The organism is Streptomyces avermitilis MA-4680 = NBRC 14893 (assembly GCF_000009765.2).
In the GTDB taxonomy this organism is placed as follows: Bacteria; Actinomycetota; Actinomycetes; order Streptomycetales; family Streptomycetaceae; genus Streptomyces; species Streptomyces avermitilis.
In genome coordinates this window covers 5,843,644-5,869,011 of record NC_003155.5, presented here as the reverse complement: position 1 = coordinate 5,869,011, position 25,368 = coordinate 5,843,644, and the positions used below count along the sequence as shown (strand labels likewise).

Sequence of the window (25,368 nt, the reverse complement as noted above, 5' to 3'; positions counted from 1 at the left end):
CTCCGGGTCAGTTGGCGCCGGTGGAGGAGGCCGCGCCGGGGGTCACTGCCGCCGACGGGGCGGCGCCCGTGGGCGCTCCGGTGGGGACGCCCGAGGGCGGGGTGCCGGTGCGAGCGCCGCCGCCCTGCGGCCCGAGACCCCCGCCGCCGGGGGCGGCCTGGCCGCCGCCGAAGGGCGTGATCGAGTTGCTCAGCGAGGTGCCCCACCCCATGAACGCCATGCCGAGCACGACCACGTAGCCCAGACAGGCCACGCAGACGAGGATCCCGAACCGGCGCAGCAGTCGTGACCTGCGCCCGGAGTTGTCAACGAATACGGGGCCCTCTTCGGACCCATTGCCGCGTTTGCGGCCGCGGCCGCGCACAGGGGAACGGTTTTCGATGTCGGACTCGGATTGCATTCCCCGGATATTAGGGGCCCTTTATGTGCCGACTCCTTTGCTTCACATGTGAGGCGCCCATGAGAAACGGTCCATCCTGTCACTTTCCTGAGAGAATCCCAGAACGTCTGCGCAGCCAATGACCGACACATATGGGCGATATGCACCCTTTCAGCACCCGACTTATCCGTCTTATGCACTTTCCCTCACGGGGATTCCGTGCCTCTCCCGCATTCAAGGTCCACGGTCGGGTGTGACACCTTTCCACTTGGGAATCGCGCTTTGTTTCCATCCTGAGACAGAAATCACGAGAGCGGGTGCATGCGCAATGAGGAGTTTCCTGAAGCCGGCCGCCGGGATTGTTTGCCTGGTGACCATGGCCTGTGCGGGGTGCTCCTCGGGCGGTGACGGCTCGTCGGACACGGCCTCCTCCGAGCCGTCGGGGACCAGCTCACCGGCCGGCTCACCGACCGGCTCACCGACGCGGCAGGCACAGACGTCCAGCACCGCGTACGCCCCGTACGTGAGTGCCACGACCGCCTCGGACATGGACCCGGCCGGGTCGCCGTCGACGTACAACCTGGCCTTCGTGATCTCGGACGGCAGCGACTGCACGCCGAAGTGGAACGGGACGTACGCGATCGGCAACTCGGCGGTGGCATCGCGGATTTCGGCGCTGAAGGAATCCGGTGCGAGCGTCCGCGTCTCCTTCGGCGGGGCGTCCGGGAAGGAACTGGCCGAAACCTGCTCCAGCGCGTCGAAGCTCGCGGAGGCCTACGGTGCGGCGCTGGACGCCGCCGGGGCGACGCTGGCCGACTTCGACATCGAGGGCGACACGCTCACGGACTCGGCCTCGGTCGAGCTGCGTTCCCAAGCGATCGCGCTGCTGCAGAAGGACCGCTCCGACCTGAGCGTCTCCTTCACGCTGCCGGTCATGCCCGCGGGCCTGGACGACGACAGCATCGCCCTGCTGGAGTCCGCGAACGACAACTCCGTACAGGTCGCCACCGTCAACATCATGACGATGAACTACGGCAGTTCGTACGACGGCGACATGGGCGACTACGCCCTCACCTCGGCCGAGGCGGCCCACGACCAACTGGCGGACGTGTTCGGGCTGTCGAGCAAGGGCGCCTGGCAGGGCCTCGCCCTGACCTCGATGATCGGTGTCAACGACGTCGACAACGAGACGTTCACGCTCGCGGACGCGGCCCAGGTGCGGTCGTTCGCAGAGGAGAAGGGCGTGGCGTGGGTGTCGATGTGGTCGACGTTCCGGGACCAGCAGTGTGACGACGGCTCGAAGTCGAACGACGCGGCGACCGACTGCAGCGGGGTGAAGCAGACGAGCGGCGCGTTCGCCGAGGCGTTCGCGGGGTGACCGGGCCCCGTGGCCGCCCGCCGGAGGGACCCTAACGGCGGCGGTGGACCAGGCGCCCGGCGCACACCGTGGCGATGCACGCGCCCGCCCCGTCGAAGACCGCGAGGTCGGCGCGGCCCATGTCGACGATCGCCGTGCGCCGGCCGCGGGACAGGACGACGACGTCGTTCCGCTCGGCGGCTGCCCGGAGTTCGGGCGTACCGGCGTACTCCTCCAGCACGGCCACCGCGCCCAGCTTCAGCACCGCGTGAACGCGTTCACGCGGTGTCGGCGCGTCCGGGAGCGGGCCCTCGTGGACGCGGGCGGGCCCGAGGACACCGGGCCAGCGCCGTACACGAGCCCCCGGGAACCGCTCCTGGAGCTCGGCCAGTGACCCCGTGGCGGCGACCCGGACGCCCTGCACGGCGACGGCGCCGTCCTTGACCGGCTCCGGGTCGTCCCACGTGTACCGCAGTTCGTCGGCGGCGTGAATGGTCAGCACCGGGACGCTAGTTGGAGGTGAGGAGCTTCAGCTCGGGGTGCGCCGTTCCGCCCTCGATCGCCGTCGACGAGATGTGGGACATGACCCGCTCGTCGACCGGGTCGTTCGCCGGGTCGTCGTGCACGACGAGGTGCTCGTACGTCGTCGCGCGCTGGGCCGGCACCCGTCCCGCCTTGCGGATCAGGTCGATGATCTCCATGCGGTTCGAGCGGTGCTTGGCGCCGGCCGAGGAGACGACGTTCTCCTCCAGCATGATCGAGCCGAGGTCGTCCGCGCCGTAGTGCAGGGAGAGCTGGCCGACCTCCTTGCCGGTGGTCAGCCACGAGCCCTGGATGTGGGCCACGTTGTCGAAGAAGAGGCGGGCGATGGCGATCATCCGCAGGTACTCGAAGAGCGTGGCCTGCGTACGGCCCTTGAGGTGGTTGTTCTCCGGCTGGTACGTGTACGGGATGAAGGCCCGGAAGCCGCCCGTCCGGTCCTGTACGTCACGGATCATCCGCAGGTGCTCGATGCGCTCGGCGTTGGTCTCGCCCGTGCCCATCAGCATGGTGGACGTCGACTCGACCCCCAGCCGGTGCGCCGTCTCCATGATCTCCAGCCAGCGCTCCCCGGACTCCTTGAGGGGGGCGATCGCCTTGCGGGGCCGCTCGGGCAGGAGCTCCGCGCCCGCGCCCGCGAAGGAGTCGAGGCCGGCGGTGTGGATGCGCTGGATCGCCTCCTCGACGGAGACGCCGGAGATCCGGGCCATGTGCTCGACCTCGGACGCGCCGAGGGAGTGGATGACCAGCTGCGGGAAGGCTTCCTTGATCGCGGCGAAGTGCTTCTCGTAGTACTCGACGCCGTAGTCGGGGTGGTGTCCGCCCTGGAACATGATCTGCGTGCCGCCGAGTTCGACGGTCTCCGCGCAGCGGCGCAGGATGTCGTCGAGGTCGCGGGTCCAGCCCTTGGCCGTGTCCTTGGGGGCCGCGTAGAAGGCGCAGAACTTGCACGCCGTGACGCACACGTTCGTGTAGTTGATGTTCCGCTCGATGATGTACGTGGCGATGTGCTCGGTCCCTGCGTACCTCCGCCGGCGTACGGCGTCGGCGGCGGCGCCCAGCGCGTGCAGCGGGGCGTCCCGGTAGAGGTCGAGCGCCTCCTCGGGGGTGATCCGCCCGCCCGCGGCGGCACGGTCGAGGACGGACTGAAGGTCGGCCTTCTCGGTCACCGGAGCGTCCCTTTCGTAAGGGTTGTGGACAGTCCGAACCAGCCTACGCCAGGGCCGTCCGCCACCCGACGTCAGGCAGCGCTAGCGGGTGCGAGCAGCGCTGCCCCACGTGAGCGGCACTAACTGGTGTAAGCCCCGATCAGCAGCCCCACGAACGCCCCCGCGATCAGAAACGGCCCGAACGGGATCGACGTCCTGCGCCCGGCCCGCCGCGAGGCCACGAGCCCCAGCCCGTACAGCCCGCCGAACAGGAACCCGGCGAACGTGCCCAGGACGACCGTGCTCCACCCGTACCAGCCGAGCACCGCCCCGAGCCCCAGCGCCAGTTTGACGTCGCCGAAGCCCATGCCGTTCGGGTTGACGAGGAAGAGGACGAAGTACGCGCCGCCGAGCGCGAGCGCCCCGAGCAGCGCGGTCAGCCACTCCCCCGCGTGCTCGGGCGCGAGCGCGGCCACGCCCAGCAGGGCGGCCGCGGCACCCGCGAGCGGGAGCGTGAGCACGTCCGGCAGCCGCTGCACCCGGAAGTCCACGATCGTCAGCAGCACGGCGAGGGGCGCGAGCAGCAGCCAGACGGCCAGTTCGGGGCGGGTGCCGGTGGCGAGGGCGAGGGCCGCGCAGACCAGGGCGGTGGCGGCGCAGACGAGGACGGCGGAGGGCCCGTACACCGTGCCGTCCGGGCACCGCGCCCGTCCGAGCCAGCCGCCGGGGCCACCGGTGATCGGGTGCCCCCGCGGACACCGGTCGCGCCACGGCTCGTCGGGTTCCACGCAGAGGCGATACGCGGCCCGGGGCACGAGCAGACCCGCCGCCGCACCCCACAGAGCGGCAGGGCCGGTCAGCCAGACATCGAAGTCCACGTCCACGCCGACACCTTACGGAGCGGATCACATTGCGGGGAGGGCGCGGATTTCGTCAGCATGGGTCACCGGCGGCGGCCGTCGCCGTGGGACGGGGAGGGGCGGGACGCGTGGGCGGATCGGCACGGCCGAAGCGGCGGAAGGCGGCGGGTGCCGCACTCCGCTACGCGCATGTGCGCGACCGCGGGCCCGTGCGAGGGTCCCGGGGGTCGAAGCGGGAGACGGTACTGGGCTGTGCGGTCGCTCTGGCCGTGGCCGCGCTGCTGATCGGATTCGCCGTCGCGGACCGGGCCTGGGGGCCGGACATCTGGCGCGGCACGGCTCCCGGCTGGCCCGGCGGGGGGTACGGCTTCGCGGCCACCGTGGGCGTGCTGCTGCCGTGGGCCGCGGCCGCCGCGCTCACGTCGTTCGGCCGGGTGAACTGGCGTCGGAGCAGGGCCCGTTCGCTCGGCTGGTCCGCGTCGGCCCTGGCCGGTGCGGCGCTGTCGGCGCTGCTGCTCCTCGTGGTCTTCGCGGCGTTCGTGCCGAAGAAACGCCACCGCGGGTACGACTGCTACCGCGAGGGCGGCGCCTGCTGGGTCCACACGCAGTACCCCTACGTGTGGGCCGTGGGCCTCGCCGCGACCGTGACCGGCACGGCCCTGCTGGCCGGCGGCCTGGCCGCGTACTTCCGCCGGCAGGCCCCGAACGGCCCTCCCCCGCCGACTACTTGACCTTCGACATCCGTGATGTCGGATTCCCGGCCGCCTGATTGTCCGTCTCGTAGCTGAGGTCGTCCCCGACGGGCGTCAGCCGCACCTCGTGCCTCCCGGTCGTGCACGTCGAGGGGTTGGTGTCCTTGGCCACGCTCGTGGCGACGAGCTGCTGCGCCGTGGCCTTCTTGAGAAGGAGTACGTCGTCGCAGGTGCCGCCGAGCTGATCGGTCGACCGGAAGGTGCCGATCTCCTTGCCGACGGCGGCCTCGCCGATGGTCACGCGGAACGTGCCCGCGGGCAGTGTGCCGCCCAGGGCGAGGGCGTCGCCCTCCCAGGTGCCCAGGTAGGACTTGGGGACGGCACCGTCCGCCCCGTCACCGGGGTCCGACCGGCTGGCGCTCGCGGTCGCGGCGGGCGGACTGTCCGCGCTCCCGCTGCTGTCGCCGCCGCTCGAATCCCCGCCCTCCAGCAGGCCGAAGAGGAACGCGGACCCCACGGTCACGGTCGCCAGCGCGCCCGCGACAGCCAGCGCGACCGTGCAACTCACCCGGCGCCCCCGGCCACCGGTTCCGGGCGCCGAGGTCGCGGCCACGCTCACCGAGACCCTGCCGGGCGGCCCGGACTCGGGGGCGACGGCCAGCGGCACTCCCGGCACGGCGTCCTGCGGCTGCGCGGGCGGCTGTGACTGCGGTTGCGGCTGTGGTTGCGGCTGCGGCTCGGGGCGCGGCTGCGCCTCCGCGGGGCGGGGCGCCGGCATATAGGCGGGCGTGGCCAGGTCGGGCGGCGGTCCGAAGACACCGGTCGGCGGCCGCACCGAAGGAGTGCTGAACTCCACGGGCCCCGAGGGCACCGCCTCCGCCGCCCCCGCCACGTCCAGGTTCAGCAGCTGCACGGCGCTGCGGCTGACCTGCTCCACCAGGGGTCCCGGCAGCCAGCCGCCCGTGACCAGCCGGGCCGCGCCCTGCGGGGCGAGCCGCTCGGCCACCTCGGCGGGGCCGGGCCGCCCGTCCGGGTCCTTGGCCAGGCAGTGGGCGACCAGCTCCCGCAACTCCCCCTCCAGCGAGCCGAGTTCGGGCTCCTCGTGCACGACCTTGTAGAGGAGCGAGGCCGAGGAGTCGCCGGGGAAGGGAGGTGCGCCGGTTCCCGCGTACGCCAGGACCGCGCCCAGCGAGAAGACGTCCGCCGCGCCCGCGATCCCCTTGCCGAGGATCTGCTCGGGCGACATGTAGCCGGGCGAGCCGACGGAGACGCCCGTGGAGGTCAGGGAGGCCGTGCCGTCGGTGGCGCGGGCGATACCGAAGTCGATGAGCAGGGGCCCGTCGAGGGTGAGGAGCACGTTCGAGGGCTTCACGTCCCGGTGGACGAGGCCCAGTCCGTGCACCGCCGACAGCGCCTCCGCGAGTCCGGCGCCCAGGGCCCGTACGGAATGGGTGGGCAGCGGTCCGCCGTCGGTGACGGCGGCGGCCAGCGAGGGACCCGCCGCGTACCCGGTCGCGACCCAGGGCACGGACGCCTCCGGGTCGGCGTCGAGCACCGGCGCGGTCCAGGCGCCGCCGACCCGGCGCGCCGCCTCCACCTCGCGCCGGAAGCGGGCGCGGAACTCCTCGTCGAGGGCGAAGTGCGGGTGCACGATCTTGACCGCGACCGTGCGGCCGCCCGTACTGCGCCCCAGATAGACGCGGCCCATACCGCCGGAGCCGAGCCGGCCGAGCAGCCGGTAGGGCCCCACGACCGTGGGTTCGCCGACTTCGAGCGGCTGCATGGCGCCACCCCTCCCCCGTACGCTCCGGCTCCGCACTCCCTGAGCAGGGTAGTGCCGTACGCGACGCGCGGGCGGTTCTCAGGGCGTCAGCAGGTCCACGTTCACGTCCGCGGAGAAGCCGGTCGTCGGGCCGACGCGGCGCGCGAACTCCGCGACCGCCTTCAGCTGCGCGGCGCCGAAGCGGAAGTCGAGGGTGGTGAAGTACCGCTCCAGGACGGCCTGGTCGAAGGCCTCCCAGCGCGCGGCCTGTTCGGCGACCTTGCCGACCTCGTCGAGGGAGAGGTCCCGGGACGAGAGGAAGGCCTCGTGCACCTTGCGGGTGACGACCGGCTCGCGCTCCAGGTAGTCGCGGCGGGCGGCCCACACGGCGAAGACGAACGGCAGCCCCGTCCACTTCTTCCACATGGCGCCCAGGTCGTGCACCTCGAGCCCGAACTTCGGGCCCTCGCTCAGGTTGGCGCGCAGCGCCGCGTCGCCGATGAGGACGGCGGCGTCGGCCTCCCGCATCATCAGGGGGAGGTCCGGCGGGCAGGTGTAGTACGAGGGCTGCACGCCGACCTGCTCGGCCAGCAGCAGCTGGGCGAGGCGCACGGAGGTGCGCGAGGTCGAGCCGAGGGCGACGCGGGCGCCGTCGAGCTGGTCCAGGGGGACCTGGGAGACGATCACGCAGGACATCACCGGGCCGTCGCAGCCGACGGCGATGTCCGGGAAGGCGACCAGCTCGTCGGCGTGCTTGAGGAATTCGACGAGCGTGATGGGACCGATGTCGAGATCACCCCGCACCAGCTTCTCGCTGAGCTTCTCCGGAGTGTCCTTGGTCAGCTCGAAGTCGAGGAGCGTCCCGGTCCGCGCGAGCCCCCAGTACAGCGGCAGGCAGTTCAGGAACTGGATGTGGCCGACGCGCGGCCGGGTGCGAGAATTGTCCACATCGTGAGGCTAGACCCCATGAGGTACGGTGCAGGCTCCAGGGTCCCGGTGTGGTTTTCGAAACCCCGCGCACCTCTTGTGTCAAGGCCTGCGACAGGGCGCGTACACCCGGTCGTCAACCCTTCACCCGACCTGGTCAAACATCCGGGTGACGTGATCTTTCCCTCTATTGCATTCGGCTGCCTGCGTGCTAGGCTCGCCGCAAGTTGCAGTTTGGTTTCCCTTGCAGTACAGAGCCTGCGGAGCATGTGACCGCGGGCTCTAGTCGTTTTCAGACGTATGCAGTTGTTTATACACTTGCAGGTTCTGGAGCAGGGCAACCCTTTGGGCCCAAGGAGGGCTTATGGCTACCGGAACCGTGAAGTGGTTTAACGCCGAAAAGGGCTTTGGTTTCATCGCCCAGGAAGGCGGCGGCCCGGACGTCTTCGTCCACTACTCCGCGATCAACGCGAGCGGATTCCGCTCTCTCGAAGAGAACCAGTCGGTTTCCTTCGACGTCACGCAGGGTCCGAAGGGCCCGCAGGCGGAGAACGTCACCCCGCTCTAAGCCTTCGGCTCTCCTGAGCCCAATGCTTTGATCCGGAACGGATGCAGTACCCAAGGAGCCCCGCGCCGTCAGGTGTCGGGGCTCCTGCCTTTGTGCCGGGCGGGGTCAGGGTGTCAGGACTGGTCGCTGATGCCCTCGGGGACGTTCTTCCGCACGGCGGCGGCCAGGCCCTCCAGGGCGAAGACGTCGCCGTACCGCGTGGGGACGCTCACCTCGACGTAGATCTCGCGGAGCGTGGTGGTGCACAGGTGCCGGCCGTCCACGACGCGGCTGCCCAGCATCCAGCCGACCCCCTTGAGGTCCGCGCCCACCGCGCCGGCGCTGTTCATCTCGGCCGGTCGCGGGACACCGCAGCGCAGCACGATCGCGGGGTCCCCCCATGCCGCGGTGAGCGGCGACGAGGGGTCCGTCGCCCGGCGCTTCAGACCGGCCACGGTGTCGGGCAGGTCGTGTGCCAGGGCCCGGCAGATGCGGCCGGTCTTCGCGTCCACGGCGGGGACCGCCGCCTCCACCTCGCCGCCGGGGCGGAGATACGCCGCCGCGACGAGCAGCAGAACGATCGCGAGGGCGCCGGGCACGCCGTAGGCCGCGAGGCGTCGTCGTGGGTTCATGTACCGACCCTAGCGGGGGCGCTTTTGTGATGCTCATGCTGTTCCGCAACCGGGCCTCGCCGCCTCGGGAACGGCCCTATTGCGCGTACATCCCCTCGATCTCCCGCCCGAAGTCCCGGGCGATCGCCTCCCGCCTCAGCTTCATCGACGGCGTCAGATGCCCCGCCTCCTCCGTGAAGTCCACCGGCAGGACGGCGAAGCGGCGGATCGACTCCGGGCGGGAGACGAGCTTGTTCGCCTCGTCCACCGCGCGTTGCAGTACCGAGAACAACTCCTCGTCGTCCATGAGGAGTTCCGGCGGGACGCCGTGCTTGCCGTTCATCTGGCGCCAGTGCGTGATGCCCTCGGGATCGAGGGTGAGCAGGGCCGTGACATAGGGGCGGCCGTCACCCACCACCAAGGCCTGCGAGATCAGCGGATGCGAGCGGAGCCAGTTCTCCAGCGGCGCCGGGGCCACGTTCTTGCCGCCCGCGGTGATCAGGATCTCCTTCTTGCGGCCCGTGATCGTCAGATGGCCCTCGTCGTCCAGCCGGCCTATGTCGCCCGTCGCGAACCAGCCGTCCGGCGTCGCCGGGACCACCCCGCCCGCGTGCGGATCCCAGTAGCCGCGGAACACCTGGCCGCCGCTGAGCAGGATCTCCCCGTCGGCCGCGATCCGGACCCGGGTGCCGGGCAGCGGCCAGCCCACCGTGCCCAGGCGGGTTTTGTGCGGAGGCGTGACCGTGGCCGCGCCCGTCGTCTCCGTCAGTCCGTAGCCCTCGTAGATCTCGATGCCCGCACCGGCGTAGAACGCGGCCAGCGGGCGGCCCAGCGGGGAGCCGCCGCAGATCACATACCGCACCCTGCCGCCCAGCGCGTTGCGGATGCGGCGGTAGACCAGGGGGTCGTAGAGGGCGCGGCCCGCCTTCAGGCCCCGGCTGGGGCCGGAGCCGGTGCCCTGCTGCCGGGTCTCCATCGCCTCGCCGTACTTGCGGGCCACGGAGACCGCCCGGTCGAAGGAAGACGCCCGGCCGCCCTTCTCGGCCGTCGCCCGGGCCCCGTTGAAGACCTTCTCCAGCATGTACGGGATGGCCAGCAGACAGGTCGGCCGGAAGCTCGCGAGGTCCGCGAGCAGATCCTCCGTCGTGAGGCTCGGCGCATGGCCCAGGCGCACCCGTGCGCGGACGCAGGCGACCGCGACCATCCGGCCGAAGACGTGCGACAGGGGCAGGAAGAGGAGCGTCGACGCCTCCTCCTTCGTCTTCGACTTGAAGATGGGGTAGAGGAGTTCGACCGCGTTGTCGATCTCCGCGAAGAAGTTGCCGTGCGTGAGGGCGCAGCCCTTGGGGGTCCCCGTCGTGCCCGAGGTGTAGACGAGGGTGGCCAGGGTGTCGGGGCCCAGCACCCCGCGTCGTACGGCGACTTCCTGGTCCTGGACATCGCGCCCCAGTTCCGCCAGACGCTCCACATGTCCCTTGTCGAAGACCCACACGTGCCGCAGATCGGGCAGGCGGGAGAGCTCCGGGCCGAGGGCGGCCGCCTGGCCCGCGGACTCCGTGGCGAGCGCGACGGCTCCCGAGTCCTGGAGGATCCAGCGGGTCTGGAAGACGGAGGAGGTGGGGTAGACGGGGACGGTCACCAGGCCCGCCGCCCACGCGGCGAAGTCGAGGAGCGTCCACTCGTACGTCGTACGCGCCATGATCGCGAGGCGGTCGCCCGGCATCAGCCCCTCGGCGATCAGCCCCTTGGCCACGGCCAGCACCTGGCCGGCGAACTCGGCCGCCGTCACATCGGTCCAGCCGCCGTCCGGCGTCTTCCGGCTGAGGACCACGTCTTCGGGCGCCACGTCCGCGTTGTCGAACGGGATGTCCGCGAGCGAACCGTGCGTCACCTGCCCGACGAGCGGCGGCACGGCCACCTCGCGCACCACCCCGTCCAGCCGCCGGATCTCGGGCTCGACGGAGGCGGGCGCGGCGGGGTCGAACGACGACGAGGTCGGGTACGGGGTGGACACAGGGCGGCTCCTGGGGCGGGCAGCGAACTGGTTCTCTGCTGCTTGTCGTACGTGCCGTGCGTAGGGGGTCGTTCACCGCCGGTGTCGCCCGCGGCCGTGTTACCGGTGGTAGAAGGTGGATCGTACGGGGCCGGAGTGGGGAGTTCGTGCGGGTTCCGAGATGGTCCGGAGCTGGGGATGTGCAACCTCACGGGCGCTCCTGTAACGCCGTCGGCGCACTCGGCCGGGGTCACCCATCTCGACCCGCCCCTGCCCTTTGAGTAGCCTTACCCCCGGTAACCTTACTCCAGAGTAAATTAGGACCGAGCCGGGAGCCGACCGTGCAGACCCTGCTTCCCCTTCTCGCCCGTGGTGCCGTGCTGTCGCCGTTCAAGCGGCCCCGGCCCGACGCGGCCTTCCCGCACAGCCGGCTCGTCCTGTCCGGTGTGCGGATCGATCTCGCGCGGCTCGCCGCCTATGAGCGCGCCTGCGGTTTCCCCACCGGCGCCGACGCGCTGCCCCTCACCTATCCGCACGTCCTCGGTTTTCCCCTCGCCATGCGGATCATGGCGAGCCGGGCCTTCCCGCTGCCGCTGCTCGGGCTCGTGCACACCTCGATCGAGGTCACGCGGCTGCGGGAGCCGGCCGCCACCGGGGAGTACGAACTCGCCGTGCACGTCGAGGGACTGACGCCCCACCGGCGCGGTACGGAGGCGACCGTGGTGACCGGGGCGCGGGTGGACGGCAGCCTCGTATGGGAGTCGAGGAGCACCTATCTGGCGCGGCACCGGAGGGCGACGGACGCCCGCACCCCGGCGGACGCGCGCACCGCGACGGACGCCCGCACCCCGGCGGACGCGCGCACCGCGACGGACGCCCGCACCGCAGCGGACGCCCGCACGGCCGCACCCGTGCCGTCCGCCGAGCCGAAGCCCCTGCCCGTGGTCGCCGAGTGGCGGCTCGCCGCGGACGTCGGGCGGCGGTACGCGGCCGTCTCCGGGGACCGCAACCCGATCCACCTGCACCCGCTCACCGCCCGCCTGTTCGGCTTCCCGCGGGCCATCGCGCACGGGATGTGGACCGTCGCCCGCTGCCTCGCCGAGCAGCCGGCCGACGCCTCCGTCCAACTGCGGGCCGAGTTCAAGTCGCCCGTGCTGCTGCCGGGCACCGTGACGTACGCGGCCGACGGGGGGCGGTTCGAGCTGCGGGGCGGGGAGCGGGTGCACCTCACCGGCGAACTGCGCGAGTATCGCGCGAACTCCGCCTGACCAGGGTCCCGGTCGGCCGGTCGTTCCTCAGGCCGACGGGGCCCAGGGGCGGCCCTCCATGAGGTCGCCCAGTCCCGCCCAGGCGAAGTTCATCAAGGTGGCCGCGGCCTGTTTGGCGGAGACGCCCGGGGCGGTGTTGGCCCAGGCCGCGAGCGACTCGGCCGCACCGACCAACGCCTCCGCGAGCCCGGCCACTTCACGCTCCGGGAGGGACGGGTTCCGGTGTGCGGCACGCGCGGCGACCACGATCAGCTGGGTGACGAACGCGACGATCTCCTCGCGCATCGCGGTGACTTCGGCGGCGAACGGCTCGCCGTGCGTCCGCGCCTGGAGGTGCAGGACGGACCATGCGTCGGGGTTCTGCGCGGTGTGCGTGAAGAACGCCGTCAGCCCGTCCCAGAGCTGGCGGTCGGCGGGCAGCCCCGGCCGTACGCCCGCGCGCACCGCGGCGGTCAGCGCCTTCGCCTCACGCCGGATGCAGGCGGTGAAGAGGTCTTCCTTGGAGTTCAGGTACAGGTACACCAACGGCTTGGACACGCCCGCCAGTTCGGCGATCTCGTCCATCGAGGCGGCCCGGTACCCCCGCTGTCCGAAGGTGTGCACGGCGGCGTCCAGCATCTGCTGTTCGCGTACCGCACGAGGCATCCGCTTGTTCTTCACTGCGCCCATACGGGCAAGCGTACGGTTTGCCTGCCGACGGACCGGCCGGGAAACGAGTGCCCCGCAGCCGCCGCCGAACGGCGTGGCGCTGTCGCCGTCGGCTAGGAAGCCCGGCCCTGTGCCCGCGCCGCGTCGTCCGCGACGTCCTCCTGGTTGCGGTTGGCCTCCAGGTTCGCCTTCGCCCGGTCGACCCGTGCGATCACCTCGGCCGACGCCCGGTCGCGCTCCCCCCGCAGCACCACGAAGCTGATCGGCGCGGAGATCACGAGCGAGAGCAGGACGACCCACATGTAGTTGGAGTCACCGAGGCCGCGGGGAGCGATACCGGAGTAGACGAGACCCCAGACGACCACGAGGCAGCCCACGAAGATCCCGAGGCGCATCAGTGTGTAGCGGAGCATCTCAATCCACTCTTCCGTTCCGAACGGTTCCCAACGATGCCAAAGGGCACCGTCCAGTGAAGCACGATCGCCCCGCGATCTTGCAGGGGGGCCTTCAGTACCCGGTGCGCGCCAGCGGCAGCAGCATGGTGATGTCGTCCCGCTCGTCCCCGGGCGCCACCCGTATCGCGCCGGGCACGCGGCCGACCTCCTTGTAGCCGCAGGACGCGTAGAAGTTCTCCAGCCCCTCGCCGCCCCGGCAGGTGAGCCGTATCGCCTCGATCCCGTCGAGGCCCGAGGCGGCGTCCTCGGCGGCGGCCAGCAGGTCCCGCCCGTAGCCCTTGCCCTGGTGGCGGGGGTGCACCATCACCGTGTAGAGCCACACCCAGTGCCGCATCAGCCGGTGGGTGTTGTGCGTGAGGAACGCCGTCGCGGCGACCGCCCCCTCGTCGTCCCGCCCGACGAGAAGCCGGGTCCGCCCCTCCGCCAGGGCGACGAAGTGCTTCACCAGTTCCGGCCGTATGTCGTCCACGGTCACCGGCGGCACGAAGCCGACGGAGCCGCCCGCGTTCGACACGTCCGCCCACAGCGCGAGCACGCCCTCCCGCAGGGCGGGCGTGATCGCGGGGTCCAGTTCGAAGGTGGGCGCCATCGTGCGGTCAGACCCGCATCGGCTGCGGCGACTCCCGGCGCGCCGGGTCCGGGCCGTCGTACTCGCGGATGATCTCGTACCGCGTGTTCCGCTCGACCGGACGGAAACCGGCGTCGCGGATCAGGTCGAGCAGGTCCTCACGGGTCAGCTTGTTCGGCGTGCCGTAGTTGTCCGCGTCGTGCGTGATCTTGTACTCGACGACCGAGCCGTCCATGTCGTCGGCGCCGTGCTGGAGCGCGAGCTGGGCGGTCTGCACGCCGTGCATCACCCAGAAGACCTTGACGTGCGGGACGTTGTCGAAGAGGAGGCGGGAGACCGCGAAGGTCTTCAGGGCCTCGGCGCCGGTCGCCATCTGCGTGCGCGCCTGGAGCCGGTTGCGGACCTTGCCGTCCTTCATGTCGACGAAGTCGTGCTGGTAGCGCAGCGGGATGAAGACCTGGAAGCCGCCGGTCTCGTCCTGGAGTTCCCGCAGCCGCAGCACGTGGTCGACGCGGTGGCGGGGCTCCTCGATGTGCCCGTACAGCATGGTGGACGGGGTCTTGAGCCCCTTCTCGTGCGCCAGCCGGTGGATGCGCGACCAGTCTTCCCAGTGGGTGCGGTGGTCGACGATGTGCTGCCGGACCTCCCAGTCGAAGATCTCCGCGCCGCCGCCGGTCAGCGACTCCAGACCGGCCTCGATCAGCTCGTCGAGGATCTCGGAGGCGGACAGCCCGGAGATCGTCTCGAAGTGGTGGATCTCCGTCGCCGTGAAGGCCTTCAGCGAGACGTTCGGCAGCGCCTTCTTCAGCTCGCTCAGGGACCGCGGGTAGTAGCGCCACGGCAGGTTCGGGTGCAGGCCGTTGACGATGTGCAGCTCGGTGAGGTTCTCGCCCTCCATCGTCTTGGCGAGGCGGACGGCCTCCTCGATGCGCATCGTGTACGCGTCCTTCTCGCCCGGCTTGCGCTGGAACGAGCAGTACGCGCAGGACGCGGTGCACACGTTCGTCATGTTGAGGTGGCGGTTGACGTTGAAGTGGACGACGTCGCCGTTCTTCCGCGTCCGCACCTCGTGGGCGAGCCCGCCCAGCCAGGCCAGGTCGTCCGACTCGTAGAGCGCGATGCCGTCCTCGCGGGTCAGCCGCTCACCGGCCCGGACCTTGTCCTCCAGCTCGCGCTTGAGCCCGACATCCATGCCTCTACCTCTTCCTCAGACAGCCTTCGTAAACCGTACTCCCCCACCCTCCGGGCGGGAGGGGCCCCCATCAGGCACGTCGTGCCCTAGCCCTCTTCGGGCAACTCTCCGACCCGGTTCTCCCACTTCGTGGAGAGCACGATCGTCGTACGGGTCCGGGAGACACCCTTCGTTCCGGACAGCCGGCGGATGGTCTTCTCCAGCTCGTCCACGTCGCTCGAGCGCACCTTGAGCATGAACGAGTCGTCGCCCGCGATGAACCAGCAGTCCTCGATCTCGCTGAGGTCCCGCAGCCGGTGGGCCACGTCCTCGTGGTCGGCGGCGTCGGAGAGCGAGATGCCGATCAGGGCCGTGACGCCGAGACCGAGCGAGGCGGAGTCGACGGTGGCGCGGTAACCGGTGATGACCCCGGCCGCCTCCAGCCGGTTGATGCGGTCGGTGACGCTGGGTCCCGACAGACCGACGAGGCGCCCCAGCTCCGCGTAGGAGGCCCGGCCGTTCTCCCTGAGGGCCTGGATGAGCTGCCTGTCCACCGCGTCCATGCGATCGAAGCCTTCCGCTGAAAAGGTCTGGAGAGTTCCTGAAAGTGATGAGTGGTCGTGCGAGTTGCGCGTTGCTCAGGTGGTGCCGCCGCGGGAGCCGCCGCCGAGTTCGCCCTCCCACCGGCGGTACAGGTGGTGCTCGACGCCCGCCGCGTCGAGCACCCGCCCGGCGACGAAGTCCACCAGGTCCTGGATGTGCGTGGCCCCCGCGTAGAACGCCGGCGAGGCGGGCAGCACGGTGGCGCCCGCCTCGTCCAGGGAGACCAGGTGCCGCAGCGTCTGCCCGTTCAGCGGGGTCTCCCGCACGGCGACGACCAGCTTGCGCCCCTCCTTGAGCGTCACGCTCGCGGCGCGCTGCAACAGGTCCTTCGACAGGCCGAGGGCGACTCCGGCGACGCAGGCCGTGGAGGCGGGCACGATGAGCATGCCCTTCGAGGGGTACGAACCGGAGGACGGCCCCGCTGCCAGGTCACCGGCGCTCCAGTGCCGTACGGCGTCGAGATGGTCCTCGAAGGCGTCGAAGGTGTCCGGCTTCCCGTCGGCGCCCCGCGCCAGCCACGCCCGCAGATCGTCCCGCCAGTGGGCGTCCCGGAAGGGCAGACCGGTCTCGTCGAGCAGCGTGAGCCGGGAGGCCCTGCTGACGACCAGGTCGACGCTCTCTCCCCGCTCCACAAGCGCCCGCAGCACCGCGGCGGCGTACGGCGTACCGGATGCACCGGACACCCCTACGATCCAAGGCACGCGCTGCGATTCTCCTGCGTTCACACCCTGAGCCTACCGGCGAGTCGGACGACGTTCAGGAGCGGCCGGACACCTTCGGGTCCACCGGAAGGCGAGCGGGCCTCACGATCCCCGCGTGCGCGGGGAGCAATCGAGCGTGAACGGGTTCATCGGCACAGCCCTCGGGCCATCCCGCGTGTGCGGGGGCACTCCGCGAAACCGTACGGCTCGCCGGTTCGCCGTGGGGCGGCCGGGTGCTCCGATCACCTGAACCGGCTACACGGTGAGCCCGCGCACCAGCAAATCACCCAGCGCACACACGAACAGGCTGATCCCGATGAAACCGTTCGTAGAGAAGAACGCCCGGTTCAGGCGGGACAGGTCGTGCGGCTTGACGATGGAGTGCTCGTAGAGGAACGCGCCCGCGACGATGACCAGGCCGAACCAGAAGAACGCACCCGCGTCGGTGGCGAAGGCGTACCAGACGAGGAGCGCCGTGGTGATGGCGTGGCAGACACGGGCGCCCCAGATCGCGGCCTGGATGCCGAAGCGCGCCGGCACCGACATCACCCCGACCTCACGGTCCGTCTCGACGTCCTGGCAGGCGTAGATCAGATCGAAGCCGCCGATCCAGACGCCGACCGCGAGACCCAGGATCACCGCGTCCCAGGACCACTCGCCGCTGATCGCCAGCCAGCCGCCGACCGGTCCCATCGCCTGGGCCAGACCCAGGATCGCCTGCGGGAAGTTCGTGAACCGCTTGCCGTACGGGTACACCACCATCGGGATCACCGCGATGGGGGCGAGGGCCAGGCACAGCGGGTTCAGCAGCGCCGCCGCGCCCAGGAAGAAGACCAGCGCCACCAGCGCGCCCGTCCACGCGTGCCGCACCGACATCGCGCCGGTGACCAGCTCACGGTGGGCCGTACGGGGATTGCGGGCGTCGATCTCCCGGTCGATGATCCGGTTGGCCGCCATGGCGAAGGTGCGCAGACCGACCATCGCGACCGTGACGAGCAGCAGCCTCACCCAGTGGATGTTCCTGTCCCACTGGAACATCGCGGTCAGCGCGGCGATGTAGGCGAAGGGCAGCGCGAAGACGGAGTGCTCGATCATCACCAGGCGCAGGAAGGCCTTGGTGCGGCCGGGCTGCTGCGGGAGCGCCGCGGATGCGGAGGTCACAGTCCGTACTCCTTCCAGCGGCGGTCGACCTTCGCCGCCGTCTCCGCGTCGGAGAGCACCATCTCGGGCCACCCGCCGTCCCGGGTGTAGCCCTCCTCGGGCCACTTCCGCGTCGCGTCGATCCCCGCCTTGCCGCCCCAGAACTGCTGGTACGAGGCGTGGTCGAGATGGTCAACGGGGCCTTCGACGACCGTGAGGTCGCGGGCGTAGTCCGTGTTGCCGAGCGCCCGCCAGGCGACCTCGTGCAGATCGTGCACGTCGCAGTCGGAGTCGACGATCACGATCAGCTTGGTCAGGGACATCATGTGCGCGCCCCAGACCGCGTGCATCACCTTCTGGGCGTGCTTCGGGTACTTCTTGTCGATGGAGACGATCGCGCAGTTGTGGAAGCCGCCCGCCTCGGGCAGGTGGTAGTCCACGATGTCCGGCACGATGATCTTCAACAGGGGCAGGAAGAAACGCTCCGTCGCCCGGCCCAGCGGTCCGTCCTCCGTCGGCGGCCGGCCGACCACGATCGACTGGAGCAGCGGACGCTTCCGCATCGTCACACAGTCGATCTTCAGCGCGGGGAACGGCTCCTGCGGCGTGTAGAAGCCGGTGTGGTCGCCGAACGGCCCCTCGGGGAGCATCTCGCCCGGCTCCAGCCACCCCTCCAGTACGACCTCGGCCTGCGCCGGGACCTGGAGCGGGACCGTCTTGCAGTCGACCATCTCGATCCGCTTGCCCTGGATGAACCCGGCGAAGAGGTACTCGTCGATGTCCCCGGGCAGCGGGGCCGTGGAAGCGTACGTCACCGCGGGCGGGCACCCGAAGGCGATCGCGACGGGCAGCCTCTCGCCCCGCCGCGCGGCCACCTGGTAGTGGTTCCGGCTGTCCTTGTGGATCTGCCAGTGCATGCCGATGGTGCGCTTGTCGTGGCGCTGGAGGCGGTAGAGCCCGAGATTGCGGATGCCGCTCTCGGGGTCCTTGGTGTGGGTCAGGCCCAGGTTGAAGAACGAGCCGCCGTCCTGGGGCCAGGTGAACAGGGCCGGGAGCTGGTCGAGGTCGACGTCGTCCCCGCGCAGGACGACCTCCTGGACCGGGGCGTCCTTCACCTTCCTCGGCGGCACGTGCGTCATCGCGCCCAGCTTGCCGAACGCCTCGCGCACCCCGACGAACCCGTGCGGCAGCTCCGGCTTCAGCAGGCCGCCGATCTTGTCGGTGATCTCGCCGTACGACTTCAGCCCGAGGGCCTTGAGCAGCCGCCGGTCCGTGCCGAACACGTTCATCGCGAGCGGCATCGCCGACCCGCGCACGTTCTCGAACAGCAGCGCCGGGCCGCCCGCCTTCTGCACCCGGTCGACGATCTCCCCGACCTCCAGATACGGGTCGACCTCGGCCTTGATGCGCTTGAGGTCGCCCTCGCGCTCCAGCGCCCTCAGCAGCGAGCGAAGATCGTCGTAAGCCATGCGGTCCAGTATCCGGTACCCGCTACCCTGTGCCCGTCACCGGGGCCTTAGCCGCCCCGCCGTCGTTCTCTGGGGGATCGCTCGACCATGCTCAGGTATCTGCCGTTCCTGCTGGTCCTGGCGCTGTGGATCTACGCCTTCATCGACTGCCTGAACACCCCCGAGGAGGAGGTGCGGGGGCTGCCGAAGGTGGTGTGGGTGATCATCATCCTGCTCTTCGGCGAGGTGCTCGTCGGCCCGATCGCCTGGCTCGTCGCGGGCCGGGCGCGGCGCGGCCCGGCGGGCGGTTCGACGCCGTCCGAATGGCATCGCAACCACCGCGCCGAGTTCGTCGCGCCCGACGACAATCCCGAGTTCCTCCAGTCCCTCAAGGCCGAGAGCAAGAAGGACGAGGCACTGCTGAAGGACTGGGAGGCCGATCTGCGCCGCCGCGAGGAGGAACTGCGCCGGCGCGAGAGCGGCGAGGACTCCAAGGACTGACGGGACCGGTCGACCGGGGTCGCGGTGCCGGTCCCGGTCGGTGGGGGCCGGGGCGGCCCGGTGGCCGGACCCGGTCCGTAAACGTGGTTGACGTGCCGTCATGCGCGCCGATTTGCTGCTCCGGTGACCCTTCTTCGCTTCGAACACGTGGGCGGCGAGGCCTCTCCCCGGTCCCTCCAGGACTGGCGGCACGTCCACAACACGATCATCCCCGCGCATGTCCTGTCCCTCGACGACGTACGTGAGCGCGCCGGCCGCAACCGCCTGGAGGTCGCCTACCTCGACGACGTCCTGGTCGGCTGCTCGACCGTGCGCCCGCCCGCGGACGCCCCGACCCCGGACGCCCCGGCCACCGCCACGGTGATCGCCCGCGTTCTCGCCGCCCACCGCGGGCGGGGTTTCGGCGGGGAGATGTACGAGCGGGGGCTGAAGCACGCTCGCGCACTCGGCGCGCAGGTGATCGAGACCGTCGTCCTGAGTTCCAACCCGGACGGCCTGCGGTTCGCCCTGAAGCACGGGTTCGCCGAGACCGAGCGCTATCTGCTGCCGGGCGACACCGTCCCCTGGATCGACCTCCGGCTCTCCGTCTGACCGTGCGCCGCGGGTGTGGGAGGCCACACTTTCGGCGCCCCTCCGTAGACCATCGGCGGACGGCGGGACACGGGCCGCTTCCCGGACTGGTCCCAGGACGGTGACACGACGTCGGGCCGAAGGAGTCCTTCCGCGCGCTGGCCCGGCTGCACGGACAGCGGGGCCGCTGACGGTCACGCCACCGTGCGCGGGCCGCCGCCCGCCGCCCGCGTGTTTTCGCCGCACGCGAGTGAGGACATGGATCAGGTCATGGATCAGGCACAGGCACGCGCATGGCTCGCCACGGCCGTCGAGGAGGCCCGCGCCGGGCTGGCCGAGGGCGGCATCCCCATCGGCGCCGCGCTGTACGGCGCGGACGGCGCCCTGCTCGGCCGCGGCCACAACCGCCGCGTCCAGGACGACGACCCGTCGATGCACGCGGAGACGGCGGCGTTCCGCAGCGCCGGACGGCAGCGGACGTACCGCGGTACGACGATGGTGACGACCCTCTCGCCGTGCTGGTACTGCTCCGGCCTGGTCCGCCAGTTCGGCATCTCGCGGGTCGTGGTGGGCGAGGCGGCCACCTTCCACGGCGGCCACGACTGGCTGGCGGAGCACGGCGTGGAGATCGTGCTCCTCGACGATCCCGAGTGCACCGCCCTGCTGCGCGGCTTCATCAAGAACAACCCGGCACTGTGGAACGAGGACATCGGTGAGTGACGCCCGTACCCCCCGCATCCCGACCGTCGACCTGCGCCCCTGGCTCTCCGGCGACCCCGACGCCCGGGCGCGGATCGCCCGCACCGTCGACGACGCCCTTCGGACCGCCGGCTTCCTCCTGGTCACCGGCCACGGCGTGGACCCGTCCCTCCGCACCCGCATCCGGGTGGCCGCCCGCGCCTTCTTCACGCTGCCCGCCGAGACCAAGCAGCGGTACGCCGCCCGGGTCGGCGGGCGCGGCTGGCTCGGTCCCGGTGCCGAGGCCAACGGCTACTCCGAGGGCACCGAGACCCCGCCCGACCTCAAGGAGTCGCTGACGTTCGCGACGCACGAGCCGTTCGAGGACCCGGAGACCAACGCGGAGTGGTACGCGCCGAACGTCTGGCCCGCCGAGGCACCCGAGCTGCGAGAACCGTGCGAGGAGTATCTGGCGGAGATGGCCGGGCTGGAGGACCGCCTCCTCACGCTCCTCGGCGAGGCCCTCGGCCTGGAGCCGGACTTCTTCACGAAGCACATGACCCATCCGACCTACGGCTTCAACATCAACTGGTACCCGGGCACGGAGGTGACCGGCGACCCGGCCCCCGGCCAGTTCCGCATCGGCCCGCACACCGACTTCGGCACGGTCACGATCCTCGACCGCCAGGCCGGCAAGGGCGGTCTCCAGGTGTACACGGACGACGGCGGCTGGGCGGACGCGCCCTTCGACCCGGCGGCGTTCACCATCAACATCGGCGATCTGATGGCCCGTTGGACGGGAGACCGGTGGCGCTCGGGACGGCACCGCGTGCTGCCCCCGCCCGCCGACGCGCCCGCCGAGGAGCTGATGTCGCTGGTCTACTTCGGCGAGTGCACACCGGGGACACTCGTGGAGTCGGTCCCGGCGCCGGTGGGCCGCGTCGCATACGAACCGGTCGACTCCCACACGTACCTACGGGAGAAGCTGAATTCGATCACAGTCGACTGATCAGCGGGCAACTTTCGTAACCCAACGGACACCACGCGCCCTATCCCGAACCAAGTCCCCCTATTTACGCTGGTGTTGATACACCTCACAGCAGCACATCGGGACGGACCGCGCCGGGGGGAGATGCGGTGCACAGAGGGCTGCACGGACGCGGGGCGCTGTTCGACAGCGATCCGCCCGGTCTCGCTCCACGACTCATCGGCCTGCGCCCGTACCAGCTCCGCTCGTCGCCGTACGAGCACGCGGGGGAGCTGCCGTTCGTGGTGCTCGCGGGCGGTCGCGGGCTCGGCAAGAGCGCCGCACTGCGTGAGCTGCGGGACGCCTACCACGGCCACACCCCGGTCGCGCTGATCGACGGCGAGGAGCAGCAGTTCGCCGCTCCGCCGCCCGAGCGGCCCGCGGAGGCCTGGTCACCGGTGGGCCAGGCGCTCACCACGGTCGCCGAGCAGCTCGCGGAGCCGGTGCGGGGCGCCGGACGGATCGGTTTTCCACGGCTCGCGTCCGGGCTGCTCGCCGTCGCGGCGGGCGGCTGGAGCGACCGGGACGTGCCGCGCATCCGGCAGGAGGCCGAGCGGATCCTGCTGCTGAACGAGACGGGGTCCGTGCTGTCGGGATTCGCGGGCCGCTGGGTGAGCAAGGTCGTCGCCAAGCTGATCGCCTCGATGAGCGGTACGGGTCCGGTCGTGGCGCCGATCATCGAGGCCACCCTGGAGGCGTTCGCCGAGGGCATCGGCCCGGCCACCCGCCGGCTGCGCAGGGCCGCCACCTGGTACCGCGACTATCCCAACGCGGGCGGCAACCCCAAGCTCGGACTCATCCTGCTCTCCCGGCACTTCAGGGCGGGCGGCGACTCCCGCACGCACGCCGAGCGCCATCTCGTACGGGCCCTGCTGGCCGATCTCGACGACGCGTACGCGGGCGTCATGCAGCGCTCGCACCGCCTGGGCCGTCCGGTCGTCCTGATCGACAACGTGCAGCGGCCGGCGGGCCTCGGCGTCCTGGAGTCGGTGCTGCGCGACCGTGCCGACGGCATCGCCGACCAGGTCGTCTTCTTCGCGGCTCTCCGCGGGTACACCCACCCGGCGCTGCGCAACGCGGGCCGCCGCGCCCTGCCCGAGGTGGCCCGGGGGACCGGCTGGGAGCCGGGTGCCTCACCGTCCTCCCGTGCGCTGCTCGTCTCGCTGCCGCCGCTGACCCCCGACGACACACTGCACCTCGTGGGCGCCGCCTCGCACGGCCTGGACGTGCCGCCCCAGCTCCCGCACGCCACCCACCGGCTGACCGGCGGCAGCCCGCTCGGCATCACCCTGCTCGCCGAGTCGGCGAGGCAGAACCTGCCCCAGGGGGCCGCCTCCCTGGGAGAACTGCTCACCGCCGATGTCGCGATGCACGAGGACCACGACGGCCGCCCCGCCTACCAGGAACTCCTCGACCGGCTCGTGCCCGGCGGCCGGCTCGACGAGCTGACCGTGCTCGCCGCCGCCCACGACCGCGACTCGGCGTGCGCGCTCGCCGAGGCCCAGCTCCCGGAGGACTTCGGCACCTCGGGCGTGCTCGATCTGGAGGAGCGGCTCGGGGCGGAGGGCTGGGCGGCGGCCTCCGGGCAGTTCGTCGGCGATCCCTTCCTGCGCGCGCTGCTCCTGCTGCGGCTGCACCACGGCGACCCGGACCACGAGCGGTGGCGGGCCGCGCACCGCACGCTCATCGACCACTACGGCGACGAGGACCCACCGGACAGCGCCCGCTACCGACTGCATCACGAACTCGCCCTGGGCAAGGCCGACTTCGCGGTGGCGCACCTGCGGGACACCTTCCCGCGCGCCGACACCCGCAGCTGGCTGGCGTCCCTCGTCTTCATCGCGTCCGCGCCCTATTACCACGCGCACGACCCCGACGGCCGCGACTTCGACGGCCACGACCACCGGTCCTCCGTCGCGCTCGGGCACACGGACGCGGACCAGCAGCCGCCGGACAGTGTGAACGCCGTACTGCATCTGCGGGTACGACGGCTGCTGCACGCCGTCTGGCAGCTCACCGACCCACTGGTGCTGCCCGACCCGAAGGTGACCGAGCGGCTGCGCTTCGAGCTGGAGCAGCTGTCGAATCTGCGGCCCGCGGGCAACGCCCTGCTGTGGCGGGCCTCGCGGGACTGGCCGTCGGACGCGCTCGCCGGCCGCCCCTTCCGCATCCCGGGCGACGACCACGACAGCGGGGACGGGGGCCGGTGATGGCACGGGTGTGGACATGGCTGCGCGAGGACGTCTGGGAGATTCGATTCCGTCGGTATGTCGCCCTGGCGCTCGCGGCCGTTCTCGTGAGCCTCGGGGTGTGGGGCGGCATGACGGCGACGAAGGAGAACCGCTCCTGCGCTCCCGGGGTCGTCCGGCCCCGGGGCAGCCAGGAGTGCGTGGGCGTCTCGTGGACGACGTACGCCTTCGGACGTCCGCAGTTCGCCGACACCGTACGGGCGATCCACCGCGAGAACGCCCGCCTGAAGCCCGGCAGTTATGTCACCGTCGCGCTGCTCGAACCCTTCACCGCGACCGACGCCGACAACCTCGGCGATGTGCTGCACGAGCTCCAGGGCGCCTATCTGGCCCAGTACCAGGCCAACCACGACTCCACCGGCCTGAAGCCGAAGATCCGCCTGGTGCTGGCCAACCCCGGTGCCACGGGCGCGCACTGGCGGCAGACGGTCGACCAGCTGGAGGGCATGACGAAGGGGCGAAACCGGCTGCGCGCGGTGACCGGGGTGGGCCTGAGCACCGAGAACAACAAGAAGGCCGTCAAGGCGCTGACCGCGCGCGGCATCCCCGTCGTCGGCTCGTCCATCACGGCCGACGACCTCGCCAACGGGCAGAACGGCAAGGATCCCTTCCCCGGGCTCGCCCGGGTCTCCCCCACCAACACCGACGAGGCCCGCGCGCTCGCCTCCTTCGCCAAGGTCTCGGCCACCAGGGCGTTCCTGGTGTACGACCGGACGGGCGACCCGTACACGCGGACGATCCAGCGGTCCTTCGAGAAGATGCTCAAGGGCTCGCGCTACGGGGCGCAGCCGTTCACGCCGCCCACGGACCGCAGCAAGGAGGGCAGCACCGCCAACGTGTTCGCGCAGATCACCAACATCCTGTGCGACACGCCGAAGAGCACGGACACGGTGCTGTTCGCGGGCCGGCACACCCAACTGCGGCAGTTCATCAACGCGTTGGGCGCCCGCGGGTGCAGCGACCGCCGGTTCACCCTGCTCACCGGCGACGAGGGCTCGTACCTCACCGGCGACAAGGACCTCGACCCCAGTGCCCTCAGGGACACCCTGTTGTCCGTGCGCTACACGGCCCTCGCCCATCCGGACGCCTGGGCGAAGGACGCGGCGAGGACGGGCGGCGGCGCGGCGGACGCGAAGGTGCTCACGGACCTGCTGGCCCTCGGCAAGCGGGACAAGGAGGTCGGCCCGATCGGTTCGGTCGACCTGTCCGACGGCCAGCTGATCATCGCGTACGACGCCATGCGGCTCGCCGTGCGCGGCATCCGCGGGGCCTCACCGACCGGCGGGATCCCGGCGCTCGCGGACGTGGGCCTCCAGTGGCCGCAGGTCAAGGGCAAGCAGCTGCGGGTGAACGGGGCGAGCGGATGGATCTGCCTGGACGCCCACGGCAACCCGTACGACAAGGCCGTGCCGATCGTGGAACTGACCCCCGACGCCCGCGCCCGCTTCCTCAGGATGGCCTGGCCGGAGGGCCGGCCACCGGCCAAGGAGTGCCTGCCGCCGTCCTAGGAGCCCGGCCTACGGAC

The 25,368-nt window shown here is 71.2% G+C and carries 26 protein-coding genes; 10 read left to right on the top strand and 16 right to left on the bottom strand.

Features of this window, described 5'->3' with window-relative positions; translation table 11 throughout:
* Window positions 1-7 precede the first annotated feature (7 nt).
* Window positions 8-400 (bottom strand): hypothetical protein, encoded by a 393-nt coding sequence (locus SAVERM_RS24915; protein WP_010986251.1) that lies wholly within the window; start codon window positions 398-400, stop codon window positions 8-10.
* A gap of 307 nt (window positions 401-707) precedes the next feature.
* On the opposite strand from SAVERM_RS24915, the gene SAVERM_RS24910 reads away from it, so the two are divergent.
* Window positions 708-1,757 carry a chitinase gene (locus SAVERM_RS24910; RefSeq protein ID WP_010986250.1) on the top strand — a complete coding sequence of 350 codons (1,050 nt, stop codon included), beginning with the start codon at window positions 708-710 and terminating at the stop codon, window positions 1,755-1,757.
* 31 nt (window positions 1,758-1,788) lie between these two features.
* Here the strand turns inward: SAVERM_RS24910 and SAVERM_RS24905 are convergent, their stop codons facing one another.
* From SAVERM_RS24905 to SAVERM_RS24895, 3 genes are all read right to left on the bottom strand, one after another.
* Complete coding sequence (locus SAVERM_RS24905) at window positions 1,789-2,238, bottom strand: imidazolonepropionase-like domain-containing protein (protein WP_010986249.1); 450 nt, start codon at window positions 2,236-2,238, stop codon at window positions 1,789-1,791.
* Between the two features lie 7 nt (window positions 2,239-2,245).
* Window positions 2,246-3,445, bottom strand: coding sequence for a cyclic dehypoxanthinyl futalosine synthase (gene mqnC, locus SAVERM_RS24900; RefSeq protein ID WP_010986248.1), 1,200 nt, complete (start codon window positions 3,443-3,445; stop codon window positions 2,246-2,248).
* 119 nt (window positions 3,446-3,564) lie between these two features.
* Window positions 3,565-4,308, bottom strand: coding sequence for a prepilin peptidase (locus SAVERM_RS24895; RefSeq protein WP_010986247.1), 744 nt, complete (start codon window positions 4,306-4,308; stop codon window positions 3,565-3,567).
* A gap of 104 nt (window positions 4,309-4,412) precedes the next feature.
* Between SAVERM_RS24895 and SAVERM_RS24890 the strand changes: the two genes are divergently transcribed.
* On the top strand, window positions 4,413-5,015 hold the full coding sequence (locus SAVERM_RS24890; RefSeq protein WP_037647958.1) for a hypothetical protein: 603 nt from the start codon (window positions 4,413-4,415) through the stop codon (window positions 5,013-5,015).
* Here SAVERM_RS24890 and SAVERM_RS24885 read toward each other — a convergent pair.
* The gene (locus SAVERM_RS24885) at window positions 5,008-6,759 is read right to left on the bottom strand and encodes a serine/threonine-protein kinase (RefSeq protein WP_010986245.1); all 1,752 of its coding nucleotides are present in this window, start codon (window positions 6,757-6,759) and stop codon (window positions 5,008-5,010) included. The genes SAVERM_RS24890 and SAVERM_RS24885 overlap by 8 nt on opposite strands.
* Window positions 6,760-6,837: 78 nt before the next feature.
* Window positions 6,838-7,686 carry a menaquinone biosynthetic enzyme MqnA/MqnD family protein gene (locus tag SAVERM_RS24880; protein WP_010986244.1) on the bottom strand — a complete coding sequence of 283 codons (849 nt, stop codon included), beginning with the start codon at window positions 7,684-7,686 and terminating at the stop codon, window positions 6,838-6,840.
* A 343-nt stretch (window positions 7,687-8,029) separates the two neighbouring features.
* On the opposite strand from SAVERM_RS24880, the gene SAVERM_RS24875 reads away from it, so the two are divergent.
* The gene (locus SAVERM_RS24875; protein ID WP_010986243.1) at window positions 8,030-8,233 is read left to right on the top strand and encodes a cold-shock protein; all 204 of its coding nucleotides are present in this window, start codon (window positions 8,030-8,032) and stop codon (window positions 8,231-8,233) included.
* A 113-nt stretch (window positions 8,234-8,346) separates the two neighbouring features.
* Here the strand turns inward: SAVERM_RS24875 and SAVERM_RS24870 are convergent, their stop codons facing one another.
* Both SAVERM_RS24870 and SAVERM_RS24865 read right to left on the bottom strand, forming a co-directional pair.
* Window positions 8,347-8,844, bottom strand: a complete 498-nt coding sequence (locus SAVERM_RS24870; RefSeq protein ID WP_010986242.1) for a DUF3515 domain-containing protein — start codon at window positions 8,842-8,844, stop codon at window positions 8,347-8,349.
* A gap of 76 nt (window positions 8,845-8,920) precedes the next feature.
* Window positions 8,921-10,837 carry an AMP-dependent synthetase/ligase gene (locus SAVERM_RS24865; protein WP_010986241.1) on the bottom strand — a complete coding sequence of 639 codons (1,917 nt, stop codon included), beginning with the start codon at window positions 10,835-10,837 and terminating at the stop codon, window positions 8,921-8,923.
* A 320-nt stretch (window positions 10,838-11,157) separates the two neighbouring features.
* Between SAVERM_RS24865 and SAVERM_RS24860 the strand changes: the two genes are divergently transcribed.
* Window positions 11,158-12,084: a MaoC family dehydratase gene (locus SAVERM_RS24860; protein WP_010986240.1), complete on the top strand. Its 927-nt coding sequence runs from the start codon at window positions 11,158-11,160 to the stop codon at window positions 12,082-12,084.
* A gap of 27 nt (window positions 12,085-12,111) precedes the next feature.
* On the opposite strand, the gene SAVERM_RS24855 is transcribed toward SAVERM_RS24860, so the two are convergent.
* The 8 genes from SAVERM_RS24855 to SAVERM_RS24820 form a co-directional block, all read right to left on the bottom strand.
* Window positions 12,112-12,753, bottom strand: coding sequence for a TetR/AcrR family transcriptional regulator (locus SAVERM_RS24855; protein ID WP_010986239.1), 642 nt, complete (start codon window positions 12,751-12,753; stop codon window positions 12,112-12,114).
* Window positions 12,754-12,845: 92 nt separating this feature from the next.
* The gene (locus SAVERM_RS24850; protein WP_010986238.1) at window positions 12,846-13,145 is read right to left on the bottom strand and encodes a DUF4229 domain-containing protein; all 300 of its coding nucleotides are present in this window, start codon (window positions 13,143-13,145) and stop codon (window positions 12,846-12,848) included.
* 94 nt (window positions 13,146-13,239) lie between these two features.
* The gene (locus SAVERM_RS24845; protein ID WP_010986237.1) at window positions 13,240-13,776 is read right to left on the bottom strand and encodes a GNAT family N-acetyltransferase; all 537 of its coding nucleotides are present in this window, start codon (window positions 13,774-13,776) and stop codon (window positions 13,240-13,242) included.
* 7 nt (window positions 13,777-13,783) lie between these two features.
* On the bottom strand, window positions 13,784-14,947 hold the full coding sequence (mqnE, locus tag SAVERM_RS24840) for an aminofutalosine synthase MqnE (protein ID WP_010986236.1): 1,164 nt from the start codon (window positions 14,945-14,947) through the stop codon (window positions 13,784-13,786).
* 86 nt (window positions 14,948-15,033) lie between these two features.
* Window positions 15,034-15,489 carry an Lrp/AsnC family transcriptional regulator gene (locus SAVERM_RS24835; RefSeq protein WP_010986235.1) on the bottom strand — a complete coding sequence of 152 codons (456 nt, stop codon included), beginning with the start codon at window positions 15,487-15,489 and terminating at the stop codon, window positions 15,034-15,036.
* Between the two features lie 75 nt (window positions 15,490-15,564).
* The gene (locus SAVERM_RS24830; RefSeq protein WP_010986234.1) at window positions 15,565-16,230 is read right to left on the bottom strand and encodes a UbiX family flavin prenyltransferase; all 666 of its coding nucleotides are present in this window, start codon (window positions 16,228-16,230) and stop codon (window positions 15,565-15,567) included.
* Between the two features lie 255 nt (window positions 16,231-16,485).
* On the bottom strand, window positions 16,486-17,391 hold the full coding sequence (gene mqnP / locus SAVERM_RS24825; RefSeq protein ID WP_010986233.1) for a menaquinone biosynthesis prenyltransferase MqnP: 906 nt from the start codon (window positions 17,389-17,391) through the stop codon (window positions 16,486-16,488).
* Window positions 17,388-18,839, bottom strand: a complete 1,452-nt coding sequence (locus SAVERM_RS24820; RefSeq protein WP_010986232.1) for a menaquinone biosynthesis decarboxylase — start codon at window positions 18,837-18,839, stop codon at window positions 17,388-17,390. Before SAVERM_RS24820 ends, mqnP begins: the two co-directional genes overlap by 4 nt.
* Window positions 18,840-18,926: 87 nt before the next feature.
* Between SAVERM_RS24820 and SAVERM_RS24815 the strand changes: the two genes are divergently transcribed.
* The 6 genes from SAVERM_RS24815 (at window position 18,927) to SAVERM_RS24790 (ending at window position 25,351) form a co-directional block, all read left to right on the top strand.
* Window positions 18,927-19,319, top strand: a complete 393-nt coding sequence (locus SAVERM_RS24815; RefSeq protein ID WP_010986231.1) for a PLD nuclease N-terminal domain-containing protein — start codon at window positions 18,927-18,929, stop codon at window positions 19,317-19,319.
* Between the two features lie 123 nt (window positions 19,320-19,442).
* Window positions 19,443-19,910 carry a GNAT family N-acetyltransferase gene (locus SAVERM_RS24810; RefSeq protein ID WP_037647967.1) on the top strand — a complete coding sequence of 156 codons (468 nt, stop codon included), beginning with the start codon at window positions 19,443-19,445 and terminating at the stop codon, window positions 19,908-19,910.
* A 249-nt stretch (window positions 19,911-20,159) separates the two neighbouring features.
* A complete protein-coding gene (locus tag SAVERM_RS24805; RefSeq protein WP_107083067.1) occupies window positions 20,160-20,609 on the top strand; it encodes a nucleoside deaminase in 450 nt (149 codons plus the stop codon).
* A complete protein-coding gene (locus SAVERM_RS24800) occupies window positions 20,602-21,576 on the top strand; it encodes an isopenicillin N synthase family dioxygenase (protein ID WP_010986228.1) in 975 nt (324 codons plus the stop codon). Before SAVERM_RS24805 ends, SAVERM_RS24800 begins: the two co-directional genes overlap by 8 nt.
* A gap of 128 nt (window positions 21,577-21,704) precedes the next feature.
* Complete coding sequence (locus SAVERM_RS24795) at window positions 21,705-23,804, top strand: hypothetical protein (protein WP_010986227.1); 2,100 nt, start codon at window positions 21,705-21,707, stop codon at window positions 23,802-23,804.
* Window positions 23,804-25,351, top strand: a complete 1,548-nt coding sequence (locus SAVERM_RS24790; RefSeq protein WP_010986226.1) for an ABC transporter substrate-binding protein — start codon at window positions 23,804-23,806, stop codon at window positions 25,349-25,351. Before SAVERM_RS24795 ends, SAVERM_RS24790 begins: the two co-directional genes overlap by 1 nt.
* Window positions 25,352-25,368 lie beyond the last annotated feature (17 nt).